The sequence below is a fragment of the Actinosynnema sp. NPDC023794 genome, from assembly GCF_040639675.1.
Taxonomy (GTDB): domain Bacteria; phylum Actinomycetota; class Actinomycetes; order Mycobacteriales; family Pseudonocardiaceae; genus Actinosynnema; species Actinosynnema luteola.
The window spans coordinates 42,265-69,211 of the sequence record NZ_JBFAFR010000004.1 but is presented as its reverse complement, the minus strand read 5'-3'; the positions used below and the strand labels follow the sequence as shown (position 1 = coordinate 69,211).

General features: G+C 71.6%; 29 protein-coding genes. 11 read left to right on the top strand and 18 right to left on the bottom strand.

Annotation, left to right across the window (positions count from 1 at the left end; translation table 11 throughout):
• Positions 1 to 61: 61 nt before the first annotated feature.
• From AB0H12_RS11515 to AB0H12_RS11500, 4 genes are read right to left on the bottom strand one after another with little or no spacing between them, the layout of a single operon-like run.
• Positions 62 to 499 (bottom strand): hypothetical protein, encoded by a 438-nt coding sequence (locus AB0H12_RS11515; protein ID WP_499622638.1) that lies wholly within the window; start codon positions 497 to 499, stop codon positions 62 to 64.
• A 56-nt stretch (positions 500 to 555) separates the two neighbouring features.
• Complete coding sequence (locus tag AB0H12_RS11510) at positions 556 to 1,305, bottom strand: amino acid ABC transporter ATP-binding protein (protein ID WP_499622637.1); 750 nt, start codon at positions 1,303 to 1,305, stop codon at positions 556 to 558.
• On the bottom strand, positions 1,302 to 2,132 hold the full coding sequence (locus AB0H12_RS11505; RefSeq protein WP_499622636.1) for an amino acid ABC transporter permease: 831 nt from the start codon (positions 2,130 to 2,132) through the stop codon (positions 1,302 to 1,304). Before AB0H12_RS11505 ends, AB0H12_RS11510 begins: the two co-directional genes overlap by 4 nt.
• Entirely contained in the window at positions 2,129 to 2,980 is an 852-nt protein-coding gene (locus AB0H12_RS11500) for an ABC transporter substrate-binding protein (protein WP_499622634.1), read from the bottom strand. The genes AB0H12_RS11505 and AB0H12_RS11500 overlap by 4 nt, the downstream gene beginning before the upstream one ends.
• A 62-nt stretch (positions 2,981 to 3,042) precedes the next feature.
• Between AB0H12_RS11500 and AB0H12_RS11495 the strand changes: the two genes are divergently transcribed.
• Positions 3,043 to 3,933 (top strand): phosphoribosylaminoimidazolesuccinocarboxamide synthase, encoded by an 891-nt coding sequence (locus AB0H12_RS11495; RefSeq protein WP_499622632.1) that lies wholly within the window; start codon positions 3,043 to 3,045, stop codon positions 3,931 to 3,933.
• Between the two features lie 72 nt (positions 3,934 to 4,005).
• Complete coding sequence (locus AB0H12_RS11490; protein WP_499622630.1) at positions 4,006 to 4,725, top strand: DUF2334 domain-containing protein; 720 nt, start codon at positions 4,006 to 4,008, stop codon at positions 4,723 to 4,725.
• Here AB0H12_RS11490 and AB0H12_RS11485 read toward each other — a convergent pair.
• Both AB0H12_RS11485 and AB0H12_RS11480 read right to left on the bottom strand, forming a co-directional pair.
• Complete coding sequence (locus tag AB0H12_RS11485) at positions 4,647 to 5,258, bottom strand: MBL fold metallo-hydrolase (protein ID WP_499622628.1); 612 nt, start codon at positions 5,256 to 5,258, stop codon at positions 4,647 to 4,649. The genes AB0H12_RS11490 and AB0H12_RS11485 overlap by 79 nt on opposite strands.
• 63 nt (positions 5,259 to 5,321) lie before the next feature.
• A complete protein-coding gene (locus AB0H12_RS11480) occupies positions 5,322 to 6,293 on the bottom strand; it encodes an NAD-dependent epimerase/dehydratase family protein (RefSeq protein WP_499622626.1) in 972 nt (323 codons plus the stop codon).
• Between the two features lie 287 nt (positions 6,294 to 6,580).
• Here AB0H12_RS11480 and AB0H12_RS11475 point away from each other — a divergent pair, with 287 nt between their 5' ends.
• The 4 genes from AB0H12_RS11475 (at position 6,581) to purL (ending at position 10,518) form a co-directional block, all read left to right on the top strand.
• The gene (locus AB0H12_RS11475; RefSeq protein WP_499622624.1) at positions 6,581 to 7,120 is read left to right on the top strand and encodes a hypothetical protein; all 540 of its coding nucleotides are present in this window, start codon (positions 6,581 to 6,583) and stop codon (positions 7,118 to 7,120) included.
• Positions 7,121 to 7,349: 229 nt separating this feature from the next.
• Positions 7,350 to 7,589: a phosphoribosylformylglycinamidine synthase subunit PurS gene (gene purS, locus AB0H12_RS11470; RefSeq protein WP_033428368.1), complete on the top strand. Its 240-nt coding sequence runs from the start codon at positions 7,350 to 7,352 to the stop codon at positions 7,587 to 7,589.
• Positions 7,586 to 8,257 carry a phosphoribosylformylglycinamidine synthase subunit PurQ gene (purQ, locus tag AB0H12_RS11465; protein WP_499622622.1) on the top strand — a complete coding sequence of 224 codons (672 nt, stop codon included), beginning with the start codon at positions 7,586 to 7,588 and terminating at the stop codon, positions 8,255 to 8,257. The genes purS and purQ overlap by 4 nt, the downstream gene beginning before the upstream one ends.
• Positions 8,257 to 10,518, top strand: coding sequence for a phosphoribosylformylglycinamidine synthase subunit PurL (gene purL / locus AB0H12_RS11460; protein WP_499622621.1), 2,262 nt, complete (start codon positions 8,257 to 8,259; stop codon positions 10,516 to 10,518). The genes purQ and purL overlap by 1 nt, the downstream gene beginning before the upstream one ends.
• 57 nt (positions 10,519 to 10,575) lie before the next feature.
• Here purL and AB0H12_RS11455 read toward each other — a convergent pair whose 3' ends face one another.
• The 3 genes from AB0H12_RS11455 to AB0H12_RS11445 all read right to left on the bottom strand — a co-directional run bounded on the left by AB0H12_RS11455 (position 10,576) and on the right by AB0H12_RS11445 (position 13,211).
• The gene (locus AB0H12_RS11455) at positions 10,576 to 11,367 is read right to left on the bottom strand and encodes a lysozyme (RefSeq protein ID WP_499622619.1); all 792 of its coding nucleotides are present in this window, start codon (positions 11,365 to 11,367) and stop codon (positions 10,576 to 10,578) included.
• Between the two features lie 110 nt (positions 11,368 to 11,477).
• Entirely contained in the window at positions 11,478 to 12,296 is an 819-nt protein-coding gene (locus AB0H12_RS11450; RefSeq protein WP_499622618.1) for a lysozyme, read from the bottom strand.
• 69 nt (positions 12,297 to 12,365) lie between these two features.
• Positions 12,366 to 13,211, bottom strand: coding sequence for an aldo/keto reductase (locus tag AB0H12_RS11445; protein ID WP_499622616.1), 846 nt, complete (start codon positions 13,209 to 13,211; stop codon positions 12,366 to 12,368).
• A 136-nt stretch (positions 13,212 to 13,347) separates the two neighbouring features.
• Here AB0H12_RS11445 and AB0H12_RS11440 point away from each other — a divergent pair, with 136 nt between their 5' ends.
• Positions 13,348 to 14,232, top strand: a complete 885-nt coding sequence (locus AB0H12_RS11440; RefSeq protein WP_499622615.1) for a LysR family transcriptional regulator — start codon at positions 13,348 to 13,350, stop codon at positions 14,230 to 14,232.
• Here the strand turns inward: AB0H12_RS11440 and AB0H12_RS11435 are convergent.
• Together AB0H12_RS11435 and AB0H12_RS11430 are read right to left on the bottom strand one after the other, a co-directional pair.
• Entirely contained in the window at positions 14,176 to 15,159 is a 984-nt protein-coding gene (locus AB0H12_RS11435) for a pentapeptide repeat-containing protein (RefSeq protein ID WP_499622614.1), read from the bottom strand. The genes AB0H12_RS11440 and AB0H12_RS11435 overlap by 57 nt on opposite strands.
• A gap of 1 nt (position 15,160) precedes the next feature.
• Entirely contained in the window at positions 15,161 to 16,279 is a 1,119-nt protein-coding gene (locus tag AB0H12_RS11430; protein ID WP_499622612.1) for a pentapeptide repeat-containing protein, read from the bottom strand.
• A 145-nt stretch (positions 16,280 to 16,424) separates the two neighbouring features.
• On the opposite strand from AB0H12_RS11430, the gene AB0H12_RS11425 reads away from it, so the two are divergent.
• Positions 16,425 to 17,246 (top strand): SAM-dependent methyltransferase, encoded by an 822-nt coding sequence (locus AB0H12_RS11425; protein ID WP_499622610.1) that lies wholly within the window; start codon positions 16,425 to 16,427, stop codon positions 17,244 to 17,246.
• Positions 17,247 to 17,342: 96 nt separating this feature from the next.
• Entirely contained in the window at positions 17,343 to 19,502 is a 2,160-nt protein-coding gene (locus AB0H12_RS11420; protein WP_499622608.1) for a putative bifunctional diguanylate cyclase/phosphodiesterase, read from the top strand.
• Here AB0H12_RS11420 and AB0H12_RS11415 read toward each other — a convergent pair.
• Positions 19,499 to 20,245 carry a hypothetical protein gene (locus tag AB0H12_RS11415; RefSeq protein ID WP_499622607.1) on the bottom strand — a complete coding sequence of 249 codons (747 nt, stop codon included), beginning with the start codon at positions 20,243 to 20,245 and terminating at the stop codon, positions 19,499 to 19,501. The genes AB0H12_RS11420 and AB0H12_RS11415 overlap by 4 nt on opposite strands.
• Before the next feature lie 169 nt (positions 20,246 to 20,414).
• Between AB0H12_RS11415 and AB0H12_RS11410 the strand changes: the two genes are divergently transcribed.
• Positions 20,415 to 20,720 (top strand): DUF2563 family protein, encoded by a 306-nt coding sequence (locus AB0H12_RS11410; protein WP_499622605.1) that lies wholly within the window; start codon positions 20,415 to 20,417, stop codon positions 20,718 to 20,720.
• A complete protein-coding gene (locus AB0H12_RS11405; RefSeq protein WP_499622603.1) occupies positions 20,717 to 22,699 on the top strand; it encodes an alpha/beta hydrolase in 1,983 nt (660 codons plus the stop codon). The genes AB0H12_RS11410 and AB0H12_RS11405 overlap by 4 nt, the downstream gene beginning before the upstream one ends.
• On the opposite strand, the gene AB0H12_RS11400 is transcribed toward AB0H12_RS11405, so the two are convergent.
• The 6 genes from AB0H12_RS11400 to AB0H12_RS11375 all read right to left on the bottom strand — a co-directional run bounded on the left by AB0H12_RS11400 (position 22,696) and on the right by AB0H12_RS11375 (position 26,866).
• The gene (locus AB0H12_RS11400; protein ID WP_499622601.1) at positions 22,696 to 23,037 is read right to left on the bottom strand and encodes a hypothetical protein; all 342 of its coding nucleotides are present in this window, start codon (positions 23,035 to 23,037) and stop codon (positions 22,696 to 22,698) included. The two genes, AB0H12_RS11405 and AB0H12_RS11400, sit on opposite strands and share 4 nt — an antisense overlap.
• Positions 23,038 to 23,051: 14 nt before the next feature.
• Positions 23,052 to 23,429 carry a sterol carrier family protein gene (locus AB0H12_RS11395; RefSeq protein WP_499622599.1) on the bottom strand — a complete coding sequence of 126 codons (378 nt, stop codon included), beginning with the start codon at positions 23,427 to 23,429 and terminating at the stop codon, positions 23,052 to 23,054.
• 76 nt (positions 23,430 to 23,505) lie between these two features.
• The gene (locus AB0H12_RS11390; RefSeq protein ID WP_499622597.1) at positions 23,506 to 24,312 is read right to left on the bottom strand and encodes an ESX secretion-associated protein EspG; all 807 of its coding nucleotides are present in this window, start codon (positions 24,310 to 24,312) and stop codon (positions 23,506 to 23,508) included.
• A gap of 77 nt (positions 24,313 to 24,389) precedes the next feature.
• Positions 24,390 to 25,742: a PPE domain-containing protein gene (locus AB0H12_RS11385; protein ID WP_499622595.1), complete on the bottom strand. Its 1,353-nt coding sequence runs from the start codon at positions 25,740 to 25,742 to the stop codon at positions 24,390 to 24,392.
• Positions 25,743 to 25,778: 36 nt separating this feature from the next.
• Positions 25,779 to 26,171 carry a transcriptional regulator gene (locus AB0H12_RS11380; protein WP_499622594.1) on the bottom strand — a complete coding sequence of 131 codons (393 nt, stop codon included), beginning with the start codon at positions 26,169 to 26,171 and terminating at the stop codon, positions 25,779 to 25,781.
• Between the two features lie 107 nt (positions 26,172 to 26,278).
• On the bottom strand, positions 26,279 to 26,866 hold the full coding sequence (locus tag AB0H12_RS11375) for a DUF3558 domain-containing protein (RefSeq protein ID WP_499622593.1): 588 nt from the start codon (positions 26,864 to 26,866) through the stop codon (positions 26,279 to 26,281).
• Positions 26,867 to 26,947 lie beyond the last annotated feature (81 nt).

Genomic DNA, 26,947 nt, shown 5'->3' with positions numbered 1-26,947 from the left:
CGACCCGCTCCGCGAGGTCGACTTCCGGGCGACCGAGCCGCCGTCTGCGAAGCAGCGGCTATCAGACCCGGTCCCAGGTGAGGCGGCCGCGGCGGTTCGGTTGGCAGACCAGCTCGCGGCCCGCCGGGTCGACGGCCGTCGCGCCCTTCTCCTCGCACGGGAAGCCCTCCAGGGCCACCTGGTCGAACCGGGGCGGGGTGGTCGTCGGCTCGGCCGTCGGCCTGGCCGACGGCTGGACCTGCACCGGAGGCGGCGGCGGTTCGGTCGTGGCGGCGACCGTCGGAGGCGGTGGTGGAGGCGTCGTCGTCGTGGTGACCGCCGGGCGCACCGAGATGTTCGCCACCGCCGGGATCGAGGTCACCGGTGCCGAGCTGGACGCGGTCGGGAGCACCACCGGCTCCGGGCTCGCCGACGGCTTGGCGCAGGCGCCCGTGAGCAGCAGCAGGAGCAGCCCGCCGCTCGCCGCGACGGGGGCCACGAATGCCTTCGGATGGACCACGCCAAGCAGAGTAGGGGTCACTCGTCCGATACCCCAAGCGGAGTCTCCCGAGCGGCCTAAAGGCGGCCAGCCTCGATGATCCGCCGGAGGAACTGCCGGGTGCGCGGGTGCACGGGCTCGCCGAGCACCTGCTCGGGCGGTCCGGACTCGACCAGCCTGCCGCCGTCGAGGAACACCACGCGGTCGGCGACCTGCCGGGCGAAACCCATCTCGTGGGTGGCCATCAGGATCGTCCGGCCGCCCACCGCCAGCTCTCTGACCAGCGACAGCACCTCGCCGACGAGTTCCGGGTCCAACGCGCTGGTGATCTCGTCCAACAGCAGCAACCGCGGCGAGTAGGCCAACGACCGCGCGATCGCCACCCGCTGCTGCTGCCCGCCGGACAGCCGCTCCGGGTAGCTGCGCGCGCGGTCCGCGAGGCCGACCCGGTCGAGCAGGTCGAGGGCGTTGCGCTCCGCCTCCTCGCGCGGCACGCCGTGCACCACGCGCGGCGCGAGGGTGACGTTGTCCAGCACGCTCATGTGCGGGAACAGGTTGAACGCCTGGAACACGATGCCCATGCCGCGCCGCGCCACGTCGGCGTCCACCCTGGGGTCGGACACGTCCAGGCCGTCGAGCAGCACCTGGCCGTCGTCCAGCTCCTCCAGCAGGTTCACGCACCGCAGCAGGGTCGACTTGCCCGACCCCGACGACCCGATCACGGTCACGACCTCGTGCTCGCGCACGTCGAGGCTGATCCCGTCCAGCACGGTGCGGTCGCCGTAGCGCTTGACGACGCCGCGCACGCTGAGCACCGGTTCGGTCATCGTCCCCCCTGACGGCGTTCCAGCCGGCGGCCCATGGCGTCGGCGAACCGCGCGGTGGGCGCCGCGAGCAGCACGAACAGCAACCCGGCCACCACGTACGGTGTGAAGTTGAACGCCCGCGCTTGCTCGATCTGCGCCGCGCGCACCGCGTCCACCGCGCCGAGCACGGAGATCAGCCCGCAGTCCTTCTGCAGCGCCACGAAGTCGTTGAGCAGCGCGGGCATGACCCGCCGCACCGCCTGCGGCAGCACGACCAGCCGCAACGTCTCGCGCGGACCGAGGCCGAGCGACCGGGCCGCCGCGACCTGCGACGGGTGGACCGACTCGATGCCGGCGCGGAACACCTCGGCCACGTACGCGGTGTACGCGAGCACGAGCGCCGCGCCGCCGAGCACGACGAAGTCGTTCGGCACGCCGGTCAGCCGCAACGCGGGCAGGCCGAACCCGACCAGGTACAGCAGGATGATCAGCGGCAGGCCGCGGAACAGGTCCACGTACACCGTGGCCAGCGCGCGCAGCGGGAACCACACCGGGCCGGGCAGCGTGCGCACCGTCGCCACGACCAGCGCCAGCACCAGGATCAGCACGCCGCACACCGCCAGCACGCGCAGGTTCAGCCAGAGCCCTTCGAGGATCGAGGGCAGCGAGCGCCACGCGATCTCGACGTCGAAGAACGACTGCCGCACGCGCGGCCAGCCCGGCGCGCCGGCGACGGTGACCCCGACCGCGACGGCGAACACGGTGGTCGACAGCAGGGCGACCAGGGTGGACCGCCGCGCACGGGAGCGCTTGTAGGCCAAGCGCTCCCGTTGCCGCTCGCTCGTCACTTCAGCTCGGGTGCTGTGCCCGCGGACGACAGCCACTCCTGCTCGATCTTGGTCAGCGTGCCGTCGGCGCGCAGGTTCTGCACCGCCGTCGAGACGCACGCGGTGAGCGGGCTGCCCTTGTCCAGCACGATGCCGAACTGCTCGGGCTTGCCGTCGCCCGCCGGGACCTGGCCGACGATCACGCCGTCGTCCAGCTCGGCCGACGTGATGTAGAACGCGGTCGGCAGGTCCACCACCAGCGCGTCGATCTGCCCGGCCCGCAACGCCGCCTTCGCGTCGTCGTTGGTGTTGTAGACCGCGACGTCCTCCTCGGGCTGCAGCCGCTGAGCGGCGTCGAAGCTGGTCGTGCCGACCTGCGCGCCGATCTTGACCCGCTTGAGCTCCGCCAGCGTCTTCACCGACGCGGCCTTGGAGCTGCTCAGCGTGATCACGGCCTGGTCCACGTCGTAGTACGGCGCGGAGAAGTCGACGGCCTGCTTGCGCTCCTCGGTGATGGAGAACTCGTTCAGGTCCATGTCGTAGGTCTTGCGGCCCGGCTGGATGGCCGCGTTGAACGGCACCCGCGTCCACACCACGTCGGTCTTCGCGTAACCCAGCTCCTCGGCCAGCGCGTAGGCGATCGCCGACTCGAAGCCCTTGCCGTTGGTCGGGTCGTCGTCCACGAACCACGGCTCGTACGCGGGCTGGTCCGTGCCGAAGGTGATCTTGCCGGGGGTGAGGGTCGGCAGCTTGTCCTTCGTGCAGGCCACGCCGTCCACCTGGTTGGTCGGCGTCGTGGTCTCGTCCGCTGGAGCGCAGGCGACCGCGAGGACGGCGGTCACGGCGAGTATCAGTCCGGGTGCACGCATGGGATGAATCTTGCCGCAGGTGGGAAGGGCGTCCCAGGAGCCGGCACAAGTACGCTTCGGCGGTGCCCAAGCTCGCTGACTACCGGCAGGTCGCCGCAGGCAAGGTCCGCCAGGTCCACGAGGTGGACCCCGACCTGCTGCTGTTCGTGGCGTCCGACCGGATCTCCGCCTTCGACCACGTGCTGACCACCCCGATCCCGGACAAGGGACGGGTGCTCACCGCGATGAGCGTGTTCTGGTTCGAGCGGTTCGCGGACTTGGCGCCCAACCACCTGGTGGCGTGGGACGACCCGCGCATCCCCGCCGAGGTGCGCGGCCGGGCGCTGCTGGTGCGGCGGCTGGAGATGGTCCAGGTGGAGTGCGTGGCGCGCGGTTACCTGACCGGGTCGGGCATGGCCGAGTACCGGCAGACCGGGTCGGTGTGCGGCGTCGAGCTGCCGTCCGGGCTGGTGGAGGCGTCGGAGCTGACGCCGCCGATCTTCACGCCGGCGACCAAGGCCGAGCTCGGCGCGCACGACGAGAACGTGTCGTTCGCGCACGTCGAGGCGCAGGTGGGCGCCTCGTTGGCGGCCCGGCTGCGAGACGTCACGCTGGAGGTCTACGGCGCGGCGCGCGAGTACGCCCGGTCGCGCGGCGTGATCCTCGCGGACACGAAGTTCGAGTTCGGGGTGGACCGGTCCGGCGCTCTTGTGCTCGGCGACGAGGTGCTGACGCCGGACTCGTCGCGGTACTGGCCGCTGGACGGGTACGAGCCGGGGCGCGTGCAGCCGTCGTTCGACAAGCAGTACGTGCGCGACTGGCTGACCTCGCCCGCCTCCGGCTGGGACCGGGCGTCCGACACCCCGCCGCCACCGCTGCCCGACGACGTCGTGGCCGCCACCCGCTCGCGGTACGTGGAGGCGTACGAGCGGATCACCGGTCGTTCGTTCGCGGACTGGCCCAGTCCCGAATAGTTCGCCGGCTCCGCACCCGGTCGTCACCTCGTCTTGAGGCGGGCGACACACCGGTGCGGCGCACTGGGTGGCATGGTCGCCGAACTCGTGGTCTCGCTGTCCGGCATCGGGCCGAGCACGCTCGCCCGGTGCGCCGACCTCGCCGCCGAGCTCGACCGGCGGCGGGTGCCGTTGTCGCTGCTCTTCGCGCCGCGCAAGGCCGTGCCCGGCGTGGCGTTGGACTGGGTGCTGAGCCGGGTCGCGGCCGGCGACGCGCTGGTGCTGCACGGTTTCGACCACCAGCCGGACCCGACGCACCGGGCCGTGTCGCTGCGCCGCCGCGCCGAGTTCTCCGCGCTGCCCGCGCACGAAGCCGGCCTCCGGCTGGTCGCCGCGCGTGCCGCGGTGGCCCGGCTGGGGCTGGGCACGGACCTGTTCGCGCCGCCGGGTTGGCTGGCGTCACCGGGCACCGTGGTCGCGCTGCGGCGGCACCGGTTCACGGTGTGCGCCGACATGGCCGGTGTGCGCGACCTGCGCACCGGCGACGTGCGGCCGGGCCGGGTCCGGATGGTCGGCGAGCACTGGAGCTACCTGCTCGGCGTCGGCCGGGCGGCTCGGCGCGGCGGGCTCGTGCGGATCGGCGTCGACGCGGCGGACCTGGACCGGCTCGGGCCGCGCGAGGTGCTGTTGGAGGCCGTCGACCTGGCGCTGCACCACGGCGCGTCGCCCACGACCTACAGCTCGACCGCCTCGCCCCGGGGCAGCACGACGACGTCGACGCCCTCGGGCGCGGTGCCGACCAGGACGCGGTAGAAGATCTCGGTCTGCGCCAGGATCGCCTCGTGGATCGGCACCGCCTTGCGCGGGCGGACCTCGGCCAGGAAGTGCGCCGCGTCGGAGACCTTCATCCAGGGGGCGGCGGTGGGCAGGCCGAGGACGTCGACGCGCTGCTCGGGCACGGTCAGCGAGTCGCCGGGGTGGTAGAAGGCGCCGTGGTCGACCAGGTAGCCGACGTTCACCGGCAGTTCGATCTGGTCGTGGATGACCTCGTGCGGCGCGTCGAGGACGTCGACGACCGTGCCGTTGAACTCCGGCGCGTCACCCGGCTTGACGATCTCGGCGCCGTCGAGGTCGAACGGGGCGATCAGGCGCGCGCCGGGGTTGGCCGCGCGGACGGCGGCCAGCTTGGCGGGGTCCACGTGGTCGCGGTGCTCGTGCGTGATCAGGATCGCGTCGAGGCCGTCGACCACCTCGAAGCCCGACGAGAACGCGCCCGGGTCGAACAGCAGCCGGGCGGCGCCGGTGTCGACCAGCAGGCACGAGTGCCCGAAGTGGGCGATCAGCATGAGCGCTCCTTCTCGTCTTCCGCTCCCCGAGGGGAGTTCTACTCCGGTCCGGGGCCCGGTCGCTCAGCCCACGTCGTGCAGCAGCGCGTCCTCCACGTCCGGCGGCAGTCCCGCGCGTCGGGCGCGGTCCAGGCCCAGGGCCCGTTCGTACGCCAACGCGTCCACCGCCGTCTCGGCCGTGGGTCGGACCCGCAACCCGGCGGCCAGCGCGGGGCCCGCGTCGCGGAACATCATCGCCCGGTGCGTCGGCGGCAACCACAGCGGCAGGGACCGCGGCCCGACCCACGGTTCGACCTCGTGCCGTTGGAGGACGGGCTGGGGTATGCGGACCAGCACGGTGCCGGGCGGCGCCACGGCTCCCGCGATCTCGCCCAGGACCAGCGACAACGGGTTGGCCGGCCCGATCGCGTCGTAGGTGCCGGTCGTGCGCTGCTCAGCGGCGTCCACGACCCAGGCGGCGAGGTCGCGCACGTCGACGTGCTGCGCCGGCTGGTCGGGCACGTCGGGAACGGCGACCCGACCGCCCCGGGACAGCCGGTTCGGCCAGTACCCGAACCGGTCGCTCGGGTCGCCGGGTCCGGTGATGAGGCCGGCGCGGACGATGAAGGCGCGGTCGCCGACGGCGTCGCGGACGGCGTGCTCACCGGCCACCTTGATCGCGCCGTAGCGGTCGGACGACATCGGCGCATCCGGGTCGTCCTCCAGCGGGTCCAGGGTCGCCGTCGTGCCGGGGACGGAGTGGTCGGCGTAGACGGAGCAGCTGGAGACGAACGTCCAGTGGTCGGCGGTCACGGATCTCAGCGCCCGGCGGACCCAGGTGACCGACATCTTGGCCACGTCCACCACGGCGTCGAAGTGGGAGCCCTCCAGCGGCCCGAGGTCGACGTCCCGGTCGACGGGCACGAGCACCGCGCCGTCGGGCACCCGGCCGGACTCCCCGCGTGCCGCGCAGACCACCTCGTGCCCCCGCCGCACCGCTTCGGCGGCCGTCGCCTTGCTGAGGAACACCGTTCCGCCGAGCACCAGGATCCGCATGGTCCCCACCCTGCGGTGCGCCCGCCCGTGCCGCCACCACGTCCGCCCATAGCGAACGCCCGACTTGGCCGGAAAAGGCGCGAGCACGGCCGCCCACCGTCCGGAGGGGGACCGTGCTCACTTCCTCGGCTCAACAGCCTCGGCTGCCTTGACCTTAGCGAAGTAATGCGCCACGAATCAAATTCCTGACGAGTGAATCCCGCTCGTTAATTGGACCACTGGGGCGAGCGAACACACGTTCGGGCGGATTTGCTGCGGATTGGTCGTTGTGGTGCCGATGTCCGGCCGTGAGTGTGCACGCATTCGTGGACGAGTCCCGACGAAACGACACGTACTACCTGGCAGCGGCCATTGTCCAACCCGGGGATCTCAAGCGCCTGCGGTCAGGGCTTCGCGGTCTGCTGTTCCCGGAGCAGCGTGAGCTCCACTTCTTCAAAGAGAAACCGGCGCGTCGCAGGCTGCTCTTGTCGAGTGTTGCCGACTCAGGTGCCCGGGTAGACATCTATCGGACGAATTGCCGGCGGAGTGAGGAACGCGCTCGGCAGGATTGCCTGGCGAGGTTGACAGACGACCTGCTCGACGTGGAGGGGCACCGGTTGGTCTTCGACAGCCGCCAGGAGCGGGATCTTTTCGACATGCGCACCATCCGCCACGTGCCGGCGAAGCGCCCTGGCGAGAGCCCGCTCGTCTACGAGGACGTCACCAGCGTGTCCGAGCCGCTGCTCTGGCCGGCGGACATCGGTGCGTGGTGCCATGGCGCGGGCGGTGACTGGGCTCGGCGTGCGGCACCTTTGATGGGGTCGGTGGTCAGGCTCGACTGGCCGTAGATAGCGCGAAGCGCGGCCGCCCGACCGTCCGGAGGGGGACCGCGCTCACTTCCTCGGCCTACTGGCCTCGGCTGTGATCAGGTTAGCGGGAACCCGGCCCGGAATGCTGCATCACGATCGGGTGATCCCAGGTGAACGTGTGCTGCCCACCACGTGCGAACTTGATGAACACACAGGTCAGGTAGGCTCCGCGAGTACCGCCAGCCCTCCTAGCTTGGAGCAGCCTGTCGTGGCCCGAGTCGTCGTCGACGTCATGCCGAAGCCCGAAATCCTCGACCCGCAAGGACAGGCGGTGGCCAACGCGCTGCCCCGTCTCGGGTTCGACGGGATCACCAGTGTCCGCCAGGGCAAGCACTTCGAGCTGGAGGTCGCCGACGACGTCGACGACGCCACGCTCGCCAAGATCGCCGAGACCTTCCTCGCCAACCCCGTGATCGAGGACTGGGTCGTGAGGCGGGTCGAGGCATGAGGGTCGGGGTCATCACGTTCCCCGGCACGCTGGACGACGTCGACGCCGAGCGCGCGGTCCGGTATGCGGGTGGGGAGGCGGTCAAGCTCTGGCACGCCGACCACGACCTGAAGGGCGTGGACGCGGTCATCGTGCCCGGTGGGTTCTCCTACGGCGACTACCTGCGCTGCGGCGCGATCGCCCGGTTCGCCCCGGTCATGCAGGAAGTCGTGGACGCGGCGAAGAAGGGCATGCCGGTCCTGGGCATCTGCAACGGCTTCCAGATCCTCTGCGAGGCGCACCTGCTGCCCGGCGCGCTCATCCGCAACCACAAGCTGCACTTCGTGTGCCGCGACCAGTGGTTGAAGGTGGAGAACAACGCCACCGCCTGGACGGGCCGGTACGACCAGGGCGCGGAGATCCTCGTCCCGCTCAAGTCCGGTGAGGGCGGCTACCAGGCCGACCGGTCCACCCTGGACGAGCTGGAGGGCGAGGGCCGCGTGGTGTTCCGCTACGTCGGCGAGAACCCGAACGGCTCGCGCAACGACATCGCGGGCATCACCAGCGCCAACGGTCGGGTCGTCGGCCTGATGCCGCACCCGGAGCACGCGATCGACGCGCTCACCGGGCCGACCGACGACGGCCTCGGCATGTTCCTGTCCCTCGTCGATTCGGTGGTGAAGGCCTGATGACCGTCGACACCGTCAAGCACGCCGAGAGCACGCCCGACCAGGAGCAGCCCTACAAGGAGCTGGGCCTGAAGGACGACGAGTACGCCCGCATCAAGGACATCCTGGGCCGCCGCCCCACGGACGCCGAGCTGGCCATGTACTCGGTGATGTGGAGCGAGCACTGCTCCTACAAGTCGTCCAAGGTGCACCTGAAGTACTTCTCCGACACGACCACCGACGAGATGCGCTCGAAGATGCTCGCGGGCATCGGCGAGAACGCGGGCGTGGTCGACATCGGCGACGGATGGGCCATCACGTTCAAGGCCGAGAGCCACAACCACCCGTCCTACGTCGAGCCGTACCAGGGCGCGGCGACGGGCGTGGGTGGCATCGTGCGCGACATCCTCGCGATGGGCGCGCGTCCGCTGGCCGTGATGGACCCGCTGCGGTTCGGCCCGGCCGACGCGCCGGACACCCGCCGCGTGCTGCCGGGCATCGTGGCCGGCGTCGGCGGCTACGGCAACTGCCTGGGCCTGCCCAACATCGGCGGCGAGGTCGTGTTCGACGCGACCTACGCGGGCAACCCGCTGGTCAACGCGCTGTGCGTGGGTGCCATGCGGGTCGAGGACCTGCACCTGGCGCACGCCTCGGGCACCGGCAACAAGGTCATCCTGTTCGGCGCCCGCACGGGCCTGGACGGCATCGGCGGCGTGTCCGTGCTGGCGAGCGAGACGTTCGACGACACGGCGGGCAAGCGCAAGAAGCTGCCCAGCGTGCAGGTCGGCGACCCGTTCACCGAGAAGGTGCTGATCGAGTGCTGCCTGGAGCTGTTCGCCGAGCGCATCGTCGTCGGCATCCAGGACCTCGGCGGCGCGGGCCTGGCGTGCGCGACGTCGGAGCTGGCCAGCGCCGGTGACGGCGGCATGCGCGTGTACCTGGACCGGGTGCCGCTGCGCGCGTCGGGCATGACTCCGGCGGAGATCCTGTCCAGCGAGTCGCAGGAGCGCATGTGCGCGGTCGTGCGGCCCGAGGACCTGGACGCGTTCATGGCGGTCTGCGCGAAGTGGGACGTCATCGCGACCGAGATCGGCGAGGTCACCGAGGGCGACCGGCTGGTGATCACCTGGCACGACGAGGTCGTGCTGGACGTGCCGCCGCGCACGGTGGCGCACGAGGGCCCGGTGTACCACCGGCCGATCGAGCGCCCGGCCGACCAGGACGCGGTGCAGGCCGACGTGCCGGACCGGCTGGCCCGCCCCGCCGAGGACGAGCTGCTGCCGTTGATCAAGACCATGGCGGCGTCGCCGAACCTGGCGTCGAAGCGGTGGGTGACCCAGCAGTACGACCGGTACGTGCGCGGCGGCACGGTGCTCGCGCAGCCCGCCGACTCGGGCATGATCCGGATCGACGAGTCGACCAACCGGGGCGTGGCGCTGTCCACGGACTGCAACGGCCGCTACACCAAGCTGGACCCGTACGCGGGCGCGCAGCTGGCGCTGGCCGAGGCGTACCGGAACGTGGCCACCACGGGCGCGACGCCGGTCGCGGTCACGAACTGCCTGAACTTCGGCTCGCCGGAGGACCCGGCGGTCATGTGGCAGTTCGAGCAGGCCGTGAAGGGCCTCGCGGACGGGTGCGTCGAGCTGGGCATCCCGGTGACCGGCGGCAACGTCAGCTTCTACAACCAGACCGGTTCGACGGCGATCCTGCCGACGCCGGTGGTGGGCGTGCTCGGCGTGATCGACGACGTCCGCCGCCGCATCCCGACCGGGATCGGCGCGGAGGCGGGCGAGACCCTGCTGCTGCTCGGCGAGACGCGCGAGGAGTTCGGCGGCTCGGAGTGGGCGCACGTCGTGCACGGGCACCTGGGCGGCCTGCCGCCGAAGGTGGACCTGGCGCGGGAGAAGCTGCTGGGAGAGGTGCTGGTGGCCGGTTCGCGCGACGGGATGCTGTCCGCCGCGCACGACCTGTCCGACGGCGGCCTGGCGCAGGCGTTGGTGGAGACCTGCCTGATCGGCGAGGTCGGCGCGCGGGTGTTCCTCGAGGGCGACAAGTTCACCGAGCTGTTCAGCGAGTCGACGGCCCGCGTGCTGGTGGCCGTGCCGCGCACGGAGGAGCTGCGGTTCACCGACATGTGCACCGCGCGCGGCCTGCCGTGGCGCAAGGTCGGCGTGGTGGACCCGGAGTCCGACGCGCTGGAGGTCCAGGGGCTGGGCTCGCTGCCGCTGGCCGAGCTGCGCGAGGCCTGGGAGGGCACGCTCCCGGCGCTGTTCGACTGACGACGAGGTGCCGAGTTGGAGAGGGCCGGTTGTCCTTCTCCAACTCGGCATCCGTGATCAGCCGTTGGCCAGGACCTGGAGCCGGTCGTAGGCGCCGTTGAACAGGTTCTGGTCGATCGGCGACGACGAGTACTGCCAGAACGTGTAGAACGGCCACGCGTACGGCAGGGTGCCGACGGTGGACGAGTAGCGCGCGACCCACAGCGGGTTGGTGGAGCTGAAGTCGCCGCTCACGCACTGGTTCCACCAGCTCGTGGACGTGTAGATGACCGGCCAGCGGCCGGTGCGGGCGTGGTAGCGGTCGCTGAACGCCTTGATCCAGGACGTCATGCTCGCCTTGGACAGCCCGTAGCACGTTGAGCCGTAAGGGTTGTACTCCATGTCCAGCGCGCCCGGCAGGGTCTTGCCGTCCCGGGACCAGCCGCCGCCGTTGTTGACGAAGTAGTCGGCCTGGGTGGCGCCGGCGGACCGGTCCGGCAGCGCGAAGTGGTACGCGCCGCGGATCATGCCGACGTTGTAGGACCCGTTGTACTGCTGGGCGAAGTACGGGTTGCGGTAGGTGGTGCTCTCGGTGGCCTTGACGTAGGCGAACCGCTTGCCCTGGCCCCACCAGTAGTTCCAGTCGACGTTGCCCTGGTGCCCGCTGACGTCGATGCCGTACACGACGGCCTGGGCGCTCGGGTCGGTCGGGATGACGATGCGCCGGCCGCCGCCCTCGTGCTTGGCGATCTGCGAGCCCATGGCGTGGTCTTCGACGACGGGTGCGGCCTGCGCGGTGCCGGTTGACCCGAGCACGGCCAGGCCCACGGCGGTCAGGAGAGCGGTCGCGGTGCGTGCGAGGTTGTTCATGGGTGACTCCTCGAGCCAGTGCAGGGAGTTGACTCGTTGGGCAGTGTGCTGCACCTCTAACCAATTCACCAAGGTTCTTGTTAATTAGTCACGAAAACGGAGCAACGCCGCTACCCGAGTGCCACCCTGAGCAACTGCTCGTCGTTGCCGTTGAAGAGGTTCTGGTCGCCGGGGAAGAGCCCGGCGGCCTGCCACTGCCAGATCGTCTGGTAGTCCCACCCGTGCGGCAGCGGCCCGAGTTCGTCGGCGTAGTGCGCCACCCACAGCGGGCTCGTGTCGCCGAACCGGTCCGCCTCGCCGACGCACCGGTTCCACCAGCTCGTGGACGTGTAGATGGTCGGGTGCCTGCCGGTCCGCTGGACGAAGCGGTCGCTGAACGTGCGCACCCACTCGCCCATCGCGGCCTGGCTCAGGCCGTAGCACGTGTCGCCGTACGGGTTGTACTCCAGGTCGACCGCGCCGGGCAGCGTCCTGCCGTCACGCCACCAGCCGCCGCCGTTGGCCGCGAAGAAGTCGGCCTGCGCCGCGCCGTCCGACCGGTCCGGCAGCGCGAAGTGGTACGCGCCGCGGATCATGCCGACGTCGTAGGACCCGTTGTACTGCTGGGCGAAGTGCGGGTTGCGGTACCCGGTGCCCTCGGTCGCCTTGACGTAGGCGAACCGCGCGCCGTCGGCCCACGCCCCGGCCCAGTCGACGTCGCCTTGATGGCTGCTGACGTCCATGCCGGGCACGGAGCCCTCGGGCCGGAGCCGCGCCGTGCGGTCGCCGCCTTCGTGCTTGGCGATCTGCGAGCCCGCGAAGTGGTCCGCGGAACCTTCGGGCAGCGCGTCGGCGACGGGCGTCGGCACGAACGCCACCGTGATCGCGAGGACACCCAGCCGGGTGATCAAGTTGTGCAGTCGGGTGTGAGCCGCCATCAACGCCCCCATTCGGTCGACAGTGCTGGTACGTCCGGCCTAGATCGTCAGGCCGGACGTCCGCTGCCGCATCCGCAGGCGTCACCCGTCCAGGCGCTTCAGCTCCTCCTCCGACAGCCGCAGGTGCACGGCGCCGGCCGAGTCGGCGATGCTCGCCGGCCGCGACGAACCCGGGATCGGCACGACCTGGGGCGCCTTGGCGAGCATCCACGCCAGGCACACCTGCTGCGGGCTCACCCCGTGCGCCCGGCCGACCTCGGCGAACGCGCCGAACCGGGCGCCGAGCTCGCCGGCCGCGCTGATGCCGCCGAGCGGGCTCCACGGCAGGAACGCGATGTCCAGCTCGGCGCACAGCTCCAGTTCCGGCTCGCTGGAGCGGAACGCGGGCGAGAACTGGTTCTGCACGCTCGCCAGCCGGCCGCCGAGGACGTCGTTCGCCTCGCGGATCTGCGCGGGGTTGAAGTTCGACACGCCCGCGAGCTTGATCTTGCCCGCGTCCAGCAGGTCGGCCAGCGCGCCGACGGACTCGGCGGTCGGCACCGCCGGGTCGGGCCGGTGGAACTGGTAGAGGTCGATCGCGTCCACGCCGAGGCGGCGCAACGACGCCTCGCACGCCGCCTTCAGGTACTCCGGGCGCCCGTCGACCTCCCAACCGCCGCCCGGGATGCGGGTGTGGCCGCCCTTGGTGGCGACCATGACGCCGTCGACGCCCTTCAGCGCCTCGGCGATCAGCTCCTCGTTGTGCCCGAAGTCGCGGTCGTCGGCCGAGTACGCGTCCGCCGTGTCGATCAGCGTGACGCCCTTGTCGAGGGCGGCGTGGATCGTCTCGATCGCTCGGGCGCGGTCGGGCCGGCCTTCGAGCGACATCGGCATCGCGCCCAGGCCGATGGCGCTGACCTCGACCCCTCCGATTCGGCGAGTCAGCATGGTTGGCCTACCTCCTGTGTCGGATCGCCGCTGCTCCGCGACCTCGCGTGTCCTTGTGCACGCCCAGCTTGAGCGGTAGGCATTAAGCTGTCCAACAGAAGAACCTGATGCCATTCAGCAGTGCGGGTGATGAATCATGGAACTCCGGCAGCTCGAGTACTTCGTGGCCGTGGCCGAGGAGTGCCACTTCACGCGTGCCGCCCGGCGCATGCACGTCGCCCAATCGGGGCTCTCCGCGTCGATCCGGGCGCTGGAGGTGGAGCTGGGCGCGCCGCTGTTCGTGCGCAGCACCCGGCAGGTCGAGCTGACCCAGGCCGGCCGCGCGCTGCTGGTCGAGGCGCGCCGCGTGCTCGGCACGATCGACGCGGCACGGGACGCGGTGGCCGCCGTGCAGGGGCTGCTGCGCGGCAGGCTGGCCGTCGGCAGCATCCAGTGCCTGCACGCCGTGCACCTGCCCGCCGTGCTGGCCCGGTTCCACGAGCTGCACCCCGGCGTCGAGCTGCGGTTGCGCCAGGCGGGCTCGGGCGAGCTGGTCGACCTGGTCCGCGCGGGCCGGCTGGACCTCGCGTTCGTCACGTCCGGGCGGGTGGCCGACGACCTGTCGGTGTCCACCCTGTCGAGTGAACCGCTGGTGCTGGCCTGCGCGCCGGAGCTGCCGTTCGCCGAACGGGAGTCGGTGCGGCTGGCCGAGCTGGCCGGTCAGCCGTTCGTCGACTTCAACCCCGGCTGGGGCACGCGCGACGACGTGGACCGCGCGCTGGCCACCGCCGGCGTGGACCGGAAGGTGGCGGTGGAGGTCAACGACGTGCACTCGCTGCTGGACTTCGTCGGCTTCGGCCTCGGCGTGGCGCTGGTGCCGGCGTCGTTCGCGGCCAAGCAGACCCGCGCGCGGTTCGTGGAGCTGGTCGACGCGCCGACCGCCGAGACCGCCGTGGTGACGACGTCGACGGTGAGCGCGGCGGCGTCAGTCCTGCTCGACATGGTCCTGGAGGCGGGCCGGGGACTGCCCGTCGCCGGTTAGCGCCCAGCCCTTCGGGTCGTTGCGGAACGCGGTGCCCGCCAGCACCTCGAGCGCGCCGACCAGCTGTGCCGGCGGCTGCGGCGACACGTGCAGGAACGTGCCGACCCGCGCACCGGTGACGTTGACCTCCCCCTTGAACGTGGTGTCCTGGAACGAGATGCCGCCGTCGAACTTCCCGTCCCGGAAGTTCACCCGACCGTGGAACGTGGCGCCGGAGAACAGCGCGGGCTTGCCGAGCACGGCCTCCCCGAACTTCGTGATCCCGTAGAACTGCGCCCGTCGGGCGACCAGCCGGCCGAACCGGCGGCCCTCCAGCCGGAAGTGCACGAGCTTCGCCCCGGTCAGGTCCAGCTGGTACGGCGCGTCGTCCGGGTCCTCGCCCCAGGGCAGCATGTCCGTGATGAGCCGTTGCGCGGTCATCCGGACGGTCATCTCGTGGTCGTGAGCCGGCTCGACCTCGCGCGTCTTGCCGAAGAACGCCTGGTCCGGGTCCTCGGGCTTCTCCTTGATCGCCCCGTGCTCGAACGGCCGCCGCAGGTACGCGCACAGCACGCTCAGCACGGTCTGCTTGTAGCGCGGCGTGGTGTGGGCCAAGCCCGCGAGCACGTGCATCGCGCCCACCCTGACCTGGTCGGCCTCGTTGCCGAGCAGCTCGACGGCCCGCGCGAACCGCTCGTCGGCGGCCTTCTCGCCCTCCAGGCCGAGCTTCTCGCTCTCCAGGTCGTGCCGCGCCTCCTCGGTGCGCCGCCGGCGGTCGTTGAGCCACAGCGCGTACAGGGCGACGATCGCGCCGCCGGCCAGCCCGCCGGTCTTGATCGCCTCCGCCTTCGGCTGCCTGGGGTCGACCAGGATGAGCACGGCGGTCGTCGCGACCGTCACCACGACCGCGGCGAGCACGCTCGCCACCAACAACCCGTGTCCCCGCACGTCAGCTCCTGACCAGTCCGAGGCCGCTGTCGTCGCGGCGCTCCACCGCCCAGCCGTCGGGCAGGGCGTTCTCGTGCTCCAGGGACACGTGCATGCCCCGCGTGCGGGCCTGAGCGGGCCGGGCCGGCTCCAGCGTCAGGCCGCCGGTGAACTTCGCGTCCTCGAAGTCGACCGGCTCGGCGAACTCGCAGCGCCGGAACGTCGCCGGCCCGGTGAACTCCGCGCCGGCGAACTTGTTCGGGCCGAGGAGCCTCGTCGCCGTGAAATCGGCGGCCTGGCGGCACGTGAACCGGCTGAACCACGCCTTGCCGTGGAAGACCACGTCGTGCAGGTACAGCCGCCCGTCGCTGACGGCGTCGGTGAACCAGGCGCCGCCGTGCACGACCGCGTGGTGCGCCGAGTTCGACTCCCGCAGGTGCGCCGCCCTCAGCACGAGGTCGCCGACCTGGCGGTGGGACAGGTCGAAGTACTCCAGGTACGCCCTGGTCAGGTCCAGGTTGTAGCGCGGTGCGTCGGCGGTGTCGGCGCGGGGCAGCAGGTCGGCGATCAGGCGCTGGGCGGTGAGCCGGACCTCCAGCTCCCGCTCGTCCCGGACCACCACCTCGTCGTCCGACTCCGTCAGGTCGAACGGCCGCCGGAGGTACGCGCACAGCACGTCGAGGACGGTCTGGGTGTACTCGGCGCGCGACCGCGCCAGCCCCGCCAACCCGTGCATCGCGCCCACCCGGACCTGCTCCGCGTCGTGACCGAGCAGTTCAACCGATCGGGCGAACCGCTCATCGGCGACCCGCGACCGATCGTGTTCGGCCCGCGCGTTCTCCAGCGCCTGCCGCTCGGACTCGACCCGCTGCCGGTCCTCGTCCGTGCGCCGCCTCCGGTCGTTGAGCCACAGCGCGTACAGCGCCACGACCGCGCCGCCCGCGAGCCCGCCGGTCTTGATCGCCTCGTGCTTCGGCGCGTTCGGGTCGGCGGCGAACAACCAGCCGGTGACCAGCAGGAACGCACCGATGGCGCCCAGCAGGACGGGCTTGACCACACCACGCTCGCGGCGGCGGCCGACCATGAGCCAGACCAGCGCCGCCACCGAGACGACCGCGCCCGCGATCCACAGGTGCTTCACAAGGTCGTCATTCTTCCCGGTGATCAGATCTGGGGTGGGTGATTGAAGAACTCGCGCGGTCCGACGGTGTGCTAACTCACCGGATTGGCCCATGATGTGGGTGTCACCGCAACGGTGGGAACACGAGCACGTCAGAGGAGTCCGAGTGGACAGCGTGGAGCGGCCGAACTGGGCGCCGGGCGACATCGACCTGGCCCGCCCGAGCATCGCGCGGGTCTACGACTACTGGCTCGGCGGCGCGCACAACTTCGCCGTCGACCGGGCCGTCGCCGACAAGGTCATCGCCGACGTGCCGGTGATCAAGAGCGTCGTGCTCAACCACCGGGCGTTCCTGCGCCGGGCCGTGCGGTTCATGCTGTCGCAGGGCATCCGCCAGTTCCTCGACCTGGGCTCCGGCATCCCGACGGTCGGCAACGTGCACGAGATCGCCCAGGCCGCGGATCCGTCCGCCCGCGTCGTGTACGTGGACATCGACCCCGTCGCGGTGGCGCACAGCCGGGCCATCCTCACCGGGAACGAGCTGGTCAACGTGCTGCAGACCGACGTGCGCGACGCCAAGCAGGTGCTCGCCTCGCCCGAGGTGCAGGGGCTGCTGGACTTCGACGAGCCGATCGGCGTGCTGATGATCGCGCTGCTGCACTTCGTGCCCGACGCCGAGGACCCGCGCGGGATCGTGGGCGACTACCGCGACGCGGTCCCGGACGGCAGCTACCTGGCGATCTCGCACGCCGGGTTCGAGGAAGGCGAGTGGGACCCCGCGTGGGACGAGGCGAGGAGCGTCTACAACCGGGGCGTCAGCGAGATGTGCTTCCGGCCCAAGCGCGAGGTCGAGGTCATGTTCGACGGTTTCGAGCTGGTCGAGCCGGGCGTGGCGCGGCTGCCGCTGTGGCGGCCGGAGTCGCCCGACGACGTGGATCCCGACGCCGCCCACTTCACCAGCTTCGGCGGCGTCGGGCGGAAGGCCTGATGAGCGGCCACGACGCCGATCGGGCACCGGGCCGGGTTGTCGACCGCGGCCGGCGACCAGCCGTATCCTCTGGGTTGTGGCGGTAGGCCGACGGACATGACGGAACAGGTTGACCATCGGGTGGCAGCACCGGGCCGATCGAACCTCGACCCCGCCGTACTGGCCGGGGCGGAGTCCTTCGCCCGCACCTGGGCCACCGCCGTCATCGGCAGCAGCTACGTGCCCATGACGCGGGCCGAGGTCGCCGAGCACCTCCAGGCGTTGACCGAGGTGCTGGTGCACGCGCTGCACGCCAGCCCGTTCCGCACCGCGCCCGGCTACGAGATCGGCGCGCGCCTGGTCGAGGCGCACTTCACCGGCACGGACACGCTCGGCCGCACCGTGCAGCTGCTCGGCGACGACCTGCTCGGCGAGCTGGGCATCCAGCCGGACGAGCTGATGCGCTCGCGGCTGGCCGCGTTGCAGGGCGCGTTGGCCGCCGGGTACGCCCGCGCGCTGCGCGAACGCACGCTGGCCGAGCAGGAGGCGATCCGCGCGGCCGTGCTGGACGCCCGTGACCAGGCCGAAGCCGCGTTGCGCGCGTCCGAGGCGCGGTTCCGGGCGATGTTCACCGAGGCCGCGATCGGCATCGGCATCGCCGACATCGAGGGCCGGATCCTGGACGTGAACCAGGCGTTGCAGGACATGCTGGGTTTCAGCGTCGAGGAGATGCGGCAGTACAACATCCGCGACCTGATGCACCCGGAGGACGGCGGCAGCGTCTGGCGGCTGTACGACCAGCTCACCGCGGGCGAGTGCGACCACTACCGGGCGGAGAAGCGGTTCCGCCGGGCCGACGGCGAGCAGGTGTGGACGCACCTGACGCTGTCGCTGGTGCGCGACGACCACGGCGACCCGCAGTACCAGGTGGCGATGATCGAGGACGTCACCGACCGCCACCTGCTGCAGAACCGGCTGCGCTACCAGGCGTTGCACGACCCGCTGACCGGCCTGCCGAACCGCGCGCTGTTCCTGGAGCGCCTCGGCCGGGTGTTCAACAACAGGGCGCGCCGCCGCGCCGGCCTGTGCTACCTGGACCTGGACGGGTTCAAGGTGATCAACGACAGCCTCGGCCACGACATCGGCGACCAGCTGCTGGTCGAGGTCGGGCGGCGGCTGGACCACTCGGTGTCCGGTGACGGCAAGCTCGTCGCCCGGATGGGTGGCGACGAGTTCGTCATCCTGGTGGAGGGCTCGCAGGACACGCAGGACATTGTCGACGTCGCCGACCGCGTGCTGCGCGAGCTGGAGTCGCCGATCCGGATCGGCGGGCACGAGCTGACCGTGTCGGCGTCGATCGGCATCGTGGAGCGCGCGCTGTCGGGCACCACGGCGGCCGACCTGATGCGCGACGCGGACATCACGCTGTACTGGGCGAAGGCGGACGGCAAGTCGCGGTGGGCGCTGTACAACCCGGAGCGCAACGCCAAGGAGGTCGCCCGGTTCACCCTGTCGGCGACGATGCCGGCGGCGTTGGAGCGCGACGAGTTCTACGTGGACTACCAGCCGTTGGTGCGGCTGGAGGACAGCACCGTGGTCGGCGTGGAGGCGCTCGTGCGCTGGCAGCACCCGGAGTTCGGGCGGCTGGCGCCGGACCGGTTCATCGAGCTGGCCGAGGAGACCGGGCTGATCGTCCCGCTGGGCCGGTGGGTGCTGCGGCGGGCGTGCGAGCAGGCACGGCGGTGGCTGGAGGAGTTCGGCGACTCCGCGCCGTTCGTGTCGGTGAACCTGGCCGTGCGCCAGTCCCGCGACCCGGAGCTGGTGCGGGACGTGAAGCGGATCCTGGACGAGTGCTCGCTGCCGCCGCACCACCTGCAGCTCGAGCTGACCGAGAGCGCGATCATGGGCACCGCCGACGAGCCGCTGGAGGCGCTGCGGGCGTTGTCGGAGATGGGCGTGCGGATCGCGATCGACGACTTCGGCACGGGCTACTCGAACCTGGCCTACCTCAAGCACCTGCCCGTGCACGAGCTGAAGATCGCGGGCTCGTTCATGGAGGGCCTGCGCGCGGCGGACGAAGAGGACGCGGTGGACGCCCAGATCGTGTCCACGCTGGTGCAGCTGGCCCACGCGCTGCAACTGGGCGTCACCGCCGAGGGCGTCGAGACACCGGCGCAGGCCAAGCGCCTGCACCGGATCGGCTGCGACACCGGCCAGGGCTGGTTCTTCGCCAAGCCGATGAAGCCGGAGGAGATCGACGAGCTCCTGCGCCGCTAGACGGGTTCGCGGAGGGCGTGGCGGCCGAAGGTGGACTCGCGGACCGCGTGCCGCCCGGTGACGGGGTCGGCGTGGACGGGCTCGTCGAGGTGGCCGGTGAAGCAGCTGTCGGCGCGCTCGGTCCGGGGCTCGGCCCACGGTTGCGACCACGCCTCCGTCCACGGCTCGGTCCACGACTCCGGCGACGGCTCCGTCCAGGAATCCGCCCACGGCTCCGGTGACGGCTCGGACCAGGAGTCCGCCCACGGCTCCGGCGACGGCTCGGACCAGGAGTCCGCCCACGATTCCGGTGACGCCTCGGGCCACACCTCGGGCCACGTCTCGGGCTCCGCCGCCGCCGGGTCGGTCGTCGCGCCGTTCGGCAAGGCGTAGTCGGTCGCGGGCGTCTGCTCGTCGTCCCACCGGTCGTCGCAGGGCAGATCAGGTTCCTGGGATTGGGCCATTCGGGGAGGCGGGTCCAGCGCGTCCCAGGCCGGCGGGCGCGACGTCTCGGGGTGGGATCGCACCGGGATGGGCGGGTACGGCAAGGCGTCCACCGGGACCTCGGCGAAGCGGGCCACGACGTGGTCCGCGAGCGCGGACTTCCAGCGCCGCCAACGGATCTGGCGGGGAGTGAGCAGGCGGTGGCGTGCGCCGGACGGTGTTCGGGTCAGGTAGGCGACGACGAGCCGGCGGAGGCGGTCCGCCGATTCGTGGAGGGCTATGACGACCATGAGCCCGGAGGCCTGGAGCAACAATGTCATGTGTCAATGGTCGAACTGCTGTTCGACGATGGCAAGATCACCTTCGAATGATCACCGACGGGCGGATTTCTCCCCCTCCTGGACCAGTGGGGCGAGGGAACCGGGAAGGGTGAACGCGCGTCGCATTGGCGGCGGCAGGCGGCGCGAAGGGTGGGCAATCGTGTTCGGGGTGCGACCAGAGACGTTGCGCGAGGCGTCCAAGCAGTTCCACGAGGGCGCGGACGCGGCAGGCGACGGCGCGGAGATGATCTCCATGCTCAGGCTCGACGCCGACGCGCTCGGCCAGGTGCCCGCGGCGGCGGAGTTCGTCGACGCGCTGGCCAAGTGGTCCGGCGAGCAGTCCGACGACCTGCGCCGGGGCAGCGCCTGGTACCGCGACGCCGGTGACGGCCTGAGTGAGAACGCCGATGCCTACCAGCGCGCGGACGACGACTCGAACACCTCGTTCCGCGGCATCGAGGGGGGCCTGGCGTGAGCTTCACCGACCCTGAGGTCCTGTACGGGCAGTTGGCCGCGGGCGACGCGGGCCGGGTCGCTGCGGCCTCCGACCCCATCACCGGCGCGATGAGCGCCGTCGGCCGCGCGGGGCAGTCGGTCTCGTCGGGCGGCAGCACGGCGACCTCCAGCTGGCAGGGCGACGCCGCGGCGGGTTTCGGCGCCCGCGCCGAGCTGTCCGCGAAGTCCGCGACCGTGGCCGGCGAGCGGTTGGGCGCAGGCGCGGACATCGTCCACGCCGCGTCCCGCGCCTACACCCAGATGCGCGGCAGCGCCGACCAGCTGATCGACTTCTGGCGCGGTCGCTCGCCCGCGTTGGACGAGGCGCAGACCCGTGAGCTGGCCAACCGCGTCAACGAGCAGCTGAACAACGTCAAGACCGGCTACGAGCGCGTGCTCCGCTCGTACGCCGACGCGCTCACCAAGGTCCGGCCCGGCTTCGAGGAGACCGCGAGCAAGGACCCCGGCTGGAACACCGCCGTCGCGGCCATGCGCACCTCCGCCACCGTGCCCGGTCCCGGCACCGACCCCAAGCAGGTCGCCGCCTGGTGGAAGTCGCTGACCAAGGAGCAGCAGGACGAGCTGCTGCGCACCAAGTTCCAGGAGCTCGGCCGGCTGCGCGGTCTCCCGTCCGGCGTGCTGGACCAGGCCAACCGGATGCGCATCGCGGACGACCTCCAGCGCTTCGGCGCGCAGCGCGACCAGCTCGACGCGCAGCTGGCCGCGCGGGCGCAGGAGTTGGGCCTCGACCCGGACAACTCCGACGACATGACCAAGCTCATGAACGACGAGCGGTACGCGTCGTTGAGCGAGCAGCGCCAGGAAGCCGCCACCAAGGCCGAGAACGCGCAGAAGGCGGCGGACAGCCTCAAGAACGCCGAGCAGATCGCCGTCAAGAAGGGCTGGGACGAGAGCGATGTCCGCCTCCTCGCCTACGACCCGTACGGTCCGCGTGGCGATGGCGGCATGGCGGTCGCGTACGGCGACCCGGACACCGCGAACAACCTCGCGGTCTGCGTGCCGGGCACCGGTTCCGACATGGGCAGCTTCGGCCTCAGCCAGGCCGCGAACCTGCGCGAGCAGATGGGCGCGGACGGCAACGCCACCATCCAGTGGCTCGGCTACGACGCGCCCGGCTGGGCGCCCGGTGAAGTCGACAACCCGGCGCAGGCCCGCGAGGGCGGCGCGAACCTGGTCGCCGACGTCAACGGCTACCGCGCCGCCGCGGAAGCCGCGGGCCACGACCCGCACCTCACGGTGATCGGCCACTCCTACGGTTCCACCACCGTCGGCTACGCGGGCATGAACGGCCTGGCGGCCGACGACATCGCCTTCGTCGGGTCGCCCGGCGTGGGCGCGTCGAACGTCGACCAGCTCTCCGCCGGTCCCGGTCACGTCTACGTGGGCGCGACCGAGCACGACCCGGTGGTGCAGGGCACCAGTTCCAGCTGGTTCACCGAGGACGGCTCCTCGATCGGCCCGTACGACGACCGGTTCGGCGCCAAGACCTTCGGCACCACCGATGGCACGTCCGCGCTCGGCGCGCACTCCGAGTACTACACGGAGGGCTCGGAGTCGGTGCAGAACCTGGCCCGGATCGCGACCGGCGACGGCGGCTCGGTGACCTCGCAGGACTGGGACGAGAACCCGCTCGGCCCGTCGCTGCCCGGCTCGCACATCCCGGGCGTCGGACCGGTGGTGGACTTCGTCGGCGGCACGGCCGTCGGTGCGGCCGACCTGGCGAAGGACGCGGGCACCGGGCTCTGGAACGCCGGTCGTGAGGCGGTGAACGGCAACTGGTCCGAGGCGGGCACCGGCTTGCTCGACACGGGCAAGGAGGTCGTCAACGACACCGTGGACGTCGTCGTCGGCGGTGTCGGTGACGTGGTCGAACTGGGCCGCGACGCGGTGGAGGGCGTCGGCAAGGCCTGGGACAAGACGGTCGGGTCCTGGTTCTAGGCCAAGCGGCAAGGGCCGACTTCGGACTCCGGTTCGAGGCCGTCGAGGTTGTTCTCCTCGACCTGGCGCACCTTGCAGATCACCGCGTCGCCGGCCTTGACGCCTTCCGGGAACTGGCCGATCTCGGCACCGGTCGTGTTCAACGGCACCAGCGGTCCGGGGTCCTCCTGGTCCAGCGCGAGGACCACGTAAGGCGGGGACACGTTCCCCGGGGTGGTCTCGTGCTCGGGCGTGATCCGGGTGACCTTGAACCGGACCTCTTCCTCCCAATCGGTGCTGCAACCGACGAGGAGGGTTCCGACCGCGAGGATGGCGAGACCCGCCTTGAGCGCCTTCACGCGGTCGAGCTTAGCTAGAAGCGGAGCACCGGGAGCAGGGTTGAGAGATCGGCCCGGCTCCCGGACGCGGTGACCTTGGCGTCCGCCACTGCCTGGGTCCACCCGAGCCTGCCCACGGCCAGCTCCAGCCACGTGCGCGGGTCGGTCTCGACCACGTTCGGCGGCGTGCCGCGGGTGTGCCGGGGACCCGCCACGCACTGCACGGCGGCGAACGGCGGCACCCGCACCTCCACGCTGCGGCCCGGCGCGACCTGCTCCAGCGTCCGCAGGCTCAGCCGCACGGCCGCCGCCAGCACCGGGCGGTCCGGCTGCTCGGCCTCGCCGGCGAGCCAGGGCAGCACGGCCTCGACCGCGGCGCGAACCTCGTGGGGGTCAACGGACTTCGACGGCACCCGCCCAGGCTATCGCCGCGCGCAGAGCCGTCGTGGGGCCGGTGTCGCGCGGATGACCACCCGCGCGCCGGCGGCGTCAGAACTTCGTGGCGCGCACCGCTTCGGCGAGCAGTTCCTCGACCTGGTGCGCGAGCCGGCGCGAGTCGGTCGGGCTGAACGTGCTCCACGGCGCGGTGCCGTTCGACGCCCGTCGCTGCTGCAGGTAGCGGCCATCCTCGGTGTCGAAGAACGCGACCACGCGGTCCGGCCGGCACCGCTTGCCGTACTTGTCGCGGGCCGCCGCGCCGAAGTTGCCGGTGTGCACGAGCCCGGTGAACATCTTCACCAGCGTGACGGCGTCCTCCTGGCGCACGCCGTGCTGGCGCAACGAGTTCTCCAGGCTCTTGGGCGAGCCGTCGGACTTCTTGACCGCGGCCTCCAGGTCGGCGCTCGGCATGGTGACCGAGTGCCCGGTGCCTGCGGGGTGCGCGGGCAGCGCGCTCAGCACCGCCGACGGCAGGCCGCTGCCCGCCGCCCGCCGGAACGTGAGCCGGTTCTCGGTCAGCGTGGCCACCGCGCCCTCGTCGCCGTTGGCCACGGCCAGCACCCGCACGCTCTTGCCGATCCACACCCGGCCGTCGACCTCGCGCTCGGGCCTGCTGAACAGCCGCAGCAGGTAGTCCAGCTCCGGGTGCAGCCCGGTCGGACCGCCGAGGCCGCGCGCGCCGATGCCCTGCCAGACGCGCCGCTCCAGGTCGGCGCGCTCGGCGTGGGTCTTGCCCGGCGACGGCACCTTGATCACCAGCGGCATCTGGCCCAGGTCGAGGCGCTCCCAGAGCACGTCGAACTCCTCGGCCGAGAGCTCGATCGGCTCCCGCTCCGCGGACCCCCCGAAATACGTCACCGAAATCCCCGTCCCCTGAACGCCGGACACGGGCCCGCGCCAGGTCGACGCGAGCCCGTGCACCGGAGGATCGAACCCTACTGCGGCGATTCCCCGATCACCGGCGGCGCGACGAGCCGGTCGTCGCCGAACACGTCGTTCGTCTCGACCAGGTAGTCGGCTGCCTTGTGCTCGATGTCGTCCTCGCCGTTGCCGCCGTGCGCGCCTGCCGCCCCACCGGCCATGCCCGGACCGCCCGCACCCGGACGACCCGCCGCGCCGGGACCACCGGCACCGGGACCACCGGCGCCGGGACCGAAGCCACCGACACCCGCGGCGCCGCCGCGACCGGGCATGCCGGCCGGGTTGCTGCCGCCGGGCACACCCGCGCCGCCGGGCATGCCGGAACCGGGCATACCGCCCATGCCGGGCATACCGGGGCGCATGCCGCCGGGACCGTTGGCGTTCGGACCGCCGGGCACACCCGGCATGCCGGGCCCGCGACCGGTCGGCAGACCGGGACGGGGAGGACCACCGGGACCGGTGGGCACCCTCGGCGGGACCTGCGGGCCGTTGTTGGGCGGCTTCGGCGGGGTCCACGTGGGAGGGGGCATCGGGCCGACGGGCGGCTTCGGCGGCAGGTTCACCGGGGGGTTGACCGACGGCGGCGGCACCGTCGGGGTGCCCGTCGTCGGCGGCGCCCACGAGGTGTTCGTGGTGCCACCGGTGCCGGGCACCAGGCCGGGCTGCGGCACGGGCGTGCCGGTCGACGGCGGCGCCCACGAGGTGTTCGTGGTGCCACCGCCACCGCCCGGCGGCGTCCACGTCGGGGTGGAGTTGTAGCTCGCGCTGGTGTTGTTGAACTCACCCGCGCCGGCCGGCGGCGGGGTGTCGATCACGACCTTCGGCGGCGGGACGAACTTGCCCAGCGTGTCGGCGTTCCACTCGCTGCTGGACTGGTAGTTGTTCATCACCTCGACGGCCTTGGCCTCGGCGTTGTCCTGCGCCGCTTCCTGCCGCTCGTGGTCCTCCTGCTGCTGGATGACGTGCATCATCCCGACCGGACCGGTCAGCCCGCCCAGGATCTTGTCGCCCAGCGACGGCGCCTCGGTGGTCACCGGGACCGGCTCGGGCATCTCCTTGCGGGCGTTCGCGATGTAGTCCGCCTGCAGCTGGGCGGAGGTCTCCATCGTGCCCGAGCCCTGCTGGGCGTCCGACGCCCACGCGGCGAGCGGCGACAGCGTGGCCGTCGTGGAGTCGGCGGTGTCGCCCTCCCAGCTCGCGCCGAGCTTGGCGAGCCCCTGCTGGATCGAGGTGTCGATCTCGCCCAAGGCCTCGGACAGGGACTTCCAGGAGTCCTCGAGTGGCCGGGACGCGGCAACGCCCGGCCCCTCGTTGATCATCCGGTAGAGATCGGGGTGGGCATACCCGCGCCAGCGGTGGTCACCCATCGTGCTCGCCCCCCTCGGGTGCGTAGGTCGGCAAGGTCAGCCGTTGTTGATGCGTCCCCAGGACGCCGTGTTGTCGCCTTCGACGCGCCGGTAGTCGGCCTCGATGGCGGTGAGCTGGTCGACCACGCCCTGGAGCTGGTCGCGGTAGGCCTTGAGGGCCGTCAGGCCCGCCGAGTCGCCCGACTCGAACGTGTCCTGGTTGAACCGGTCGGCGGTCTCGTTGCTCACCGGGTCGCCCGCCCAGGGCTTCGCCCTCAGCTCCGCGATCGCCACCCGGAGCTTCGAGTCCAGCTGGTTCAACGCGTCGGCGAACACCTTGCGCGCGTCCGGGATCGCCGAGGGCTCGATGCTCAACTTCCGCTGCGCTCCGGCGTAGTCCGGGAGCGTCGTCGGCGTCGATCCTCCGCCACCACCATCCGCGATGAACACGGCACACCCCTCCTCAGTGCTGCACATACCCCAGCGTGTGCATCTGGGACGACTTTAGCTCTGATGCATGACGCGGGTGGGCGGTTCCCTTCGCAAAGGGGGTAGTTCTACTTGTTCACGTTGGCGACGACGGCCGCCGCGACCGGCTGGACGACCTGGCAGAGGGTCGCGAGGTCGACGTCGCCGAGGCTGAAAGCGCCCACGTCGACGACCTGGCCGTCCGAGACGTCCACCGTGACCGAACAGGACAGACCGAGGGCGGTGTCGGCCTCGACCAGCAGCGCGGGGAAGCCGCCGACCTCCAGCCTGGTCACCTTCCCGTCCGACTTCGCGTACTCGTCGATGCCCGCGGTGGTGTCGGCGACGATGCCGACGAAGTGCTTGCGGTCCCCGCGGCTGATCGTGCAGCCCTTCTTGCCCGGGGCGTCGTCGCTCGGCTGCGGCGGCTGGTCCAGGCCGAACTCCGCGCGCTGCGCCTCGGTCAGCAGGGCGCACGGGTCGACGCCCTCGACGTTGATCGTCTTCGGGCGCTTGGCCGGCTCCTTGGAGGTCGAGGACGGCTTGCCCGACCCGGACGTCTGGCCCGTCGCGGTGGTCGTGGGCGTCGGGCCACCGGGGGTCGCGGACCCGTCAGTGGCTTGCGAACAGCCCCCGAGCAGGGCCAAGGCGGCGATGAGCGGCACGACACGGCGCATGAGGACCAACGTATCGGATCGGCCTCACCCGTAAGACGCATTGCGGGCAACGTGCGCGAGAGCGCGCACGGTCGAACGCGG

What these genes read in the sequence shown, in the direction of transcription:
- AB0H12_RS11420 (WP_499622608.1), top strand. Translation starts at nt 17,343, where the DNA reads ATGACGGAACAGGTTGACCATCGGGTGGCAGCACCGGGCCGATCGAAC.
- AB0H12_RS11385 (WP_499622595.1), bottom strand. Translation starts at nt 25,742, where the DNA reads ATGGGTGACCACCGCTGGCGCGGGTATGCCCACCCCGATCTCTACCGG.
- AB0H12_RS11500 (WP_499622634.1), bottom strand. Translation starts at nt 2,980, where the DNA reads ATGCGTGCACCCGGACTGATACTCGCCGTGACCGCCGTCCTCGCGGTC.
- AB0H12_RS11455 (WP_499622619.1), bottom strand. Translation starts at nt 11,367, where the DNA reads ATGAACAACCTCGCACGCACCGCGACCGCTCTCCTGACCGCCGTGGGC.
- AB0H12_RS11450 (WP_499622618.1), bottom strand. Translation starts at nt 12,296, where the DNA reads ATGGGGGCGTTGATGGCGGCTCACACCCGACTGCACAACTTGATCACC.
- purL (WP_499622621.1), top strand. Translation starts at nt 8,257, where the DNA reads ATGACCGTCGACACCGTCAAGCACGCCGAGAGCACGCCCGACCAGGAG.
- AB0H12_RS11375 (WP_499622593.1), bottom strand. Translation starts at nt 26,866, where the DNA reads ATGCGCCGTGTCGTGCCGCTCATCGCCGCCTTGGCCCTGCTCGGGGGC.
- AB0H12_RS11415 (WP_499622607.1), bottom strand. Translation starts at nt 20,245, where the DNA reads ATGACATTGTTGCTCCAGGCCTCCGGGCTCATGGTCGTCATAGCCCTC.
- AB0H12_RS11440 (WP_499622615.1), top strand. Translation starts at nt 13,348, where the DNA reads ATGGAACTCCGGCAGCTCGAGTACTTCGTGGCCGTGGCCGAGGAGTGC.
- AB0H12_RS11480 (WP_499622626.1), bottom strand. Translation starts at nt 6,293, where the DNA reads ATGCGGATCCTGGTGCTCGGCGGAACGGTGTTCCTCAGCAAGGCGACG.
- AB0H12_RS11510 (WP_499622637.1), bottom strand. Translation starts at nt 1,305, where the DNA reads ATGACCGAACCGGTGCTCAGCGTGCGCGGCGTCGTCAAGCGCTACGGC.
- purQ (WP_499622622.1), top strand. Translation starts at nt 7,586, where the DNA reads ATGAGGGTCGGGGTCATCACGTTCCCCGGCACGCTGGACGACGTCGAC.
- AB0H12_RS11490 (WP_499622630.1), top strand. Translation starts at nt 4,006, where the DNA reads ATGGTCGCCGAACTCGTGGTCTCGCTGTCCGGCATCGGGCCGAGCACG.
- AB0H12_RS11485 (WP_499622628.1), bottom strand. Translation starts at nt 5,258, where the DNA reads ATGCTGATCGCCCACTTCGGGCACTCGTGCCTGCTGGTCGACACCGGC.
- AB0H12_RS11445 (WP_499622616.1), bottom strand. Translation starts at nt 13,211, where the DNA reads ATGCTGACTCGCCGAATCGGAGGGGTCGAGGTCAGCGCCATCGGCCTG.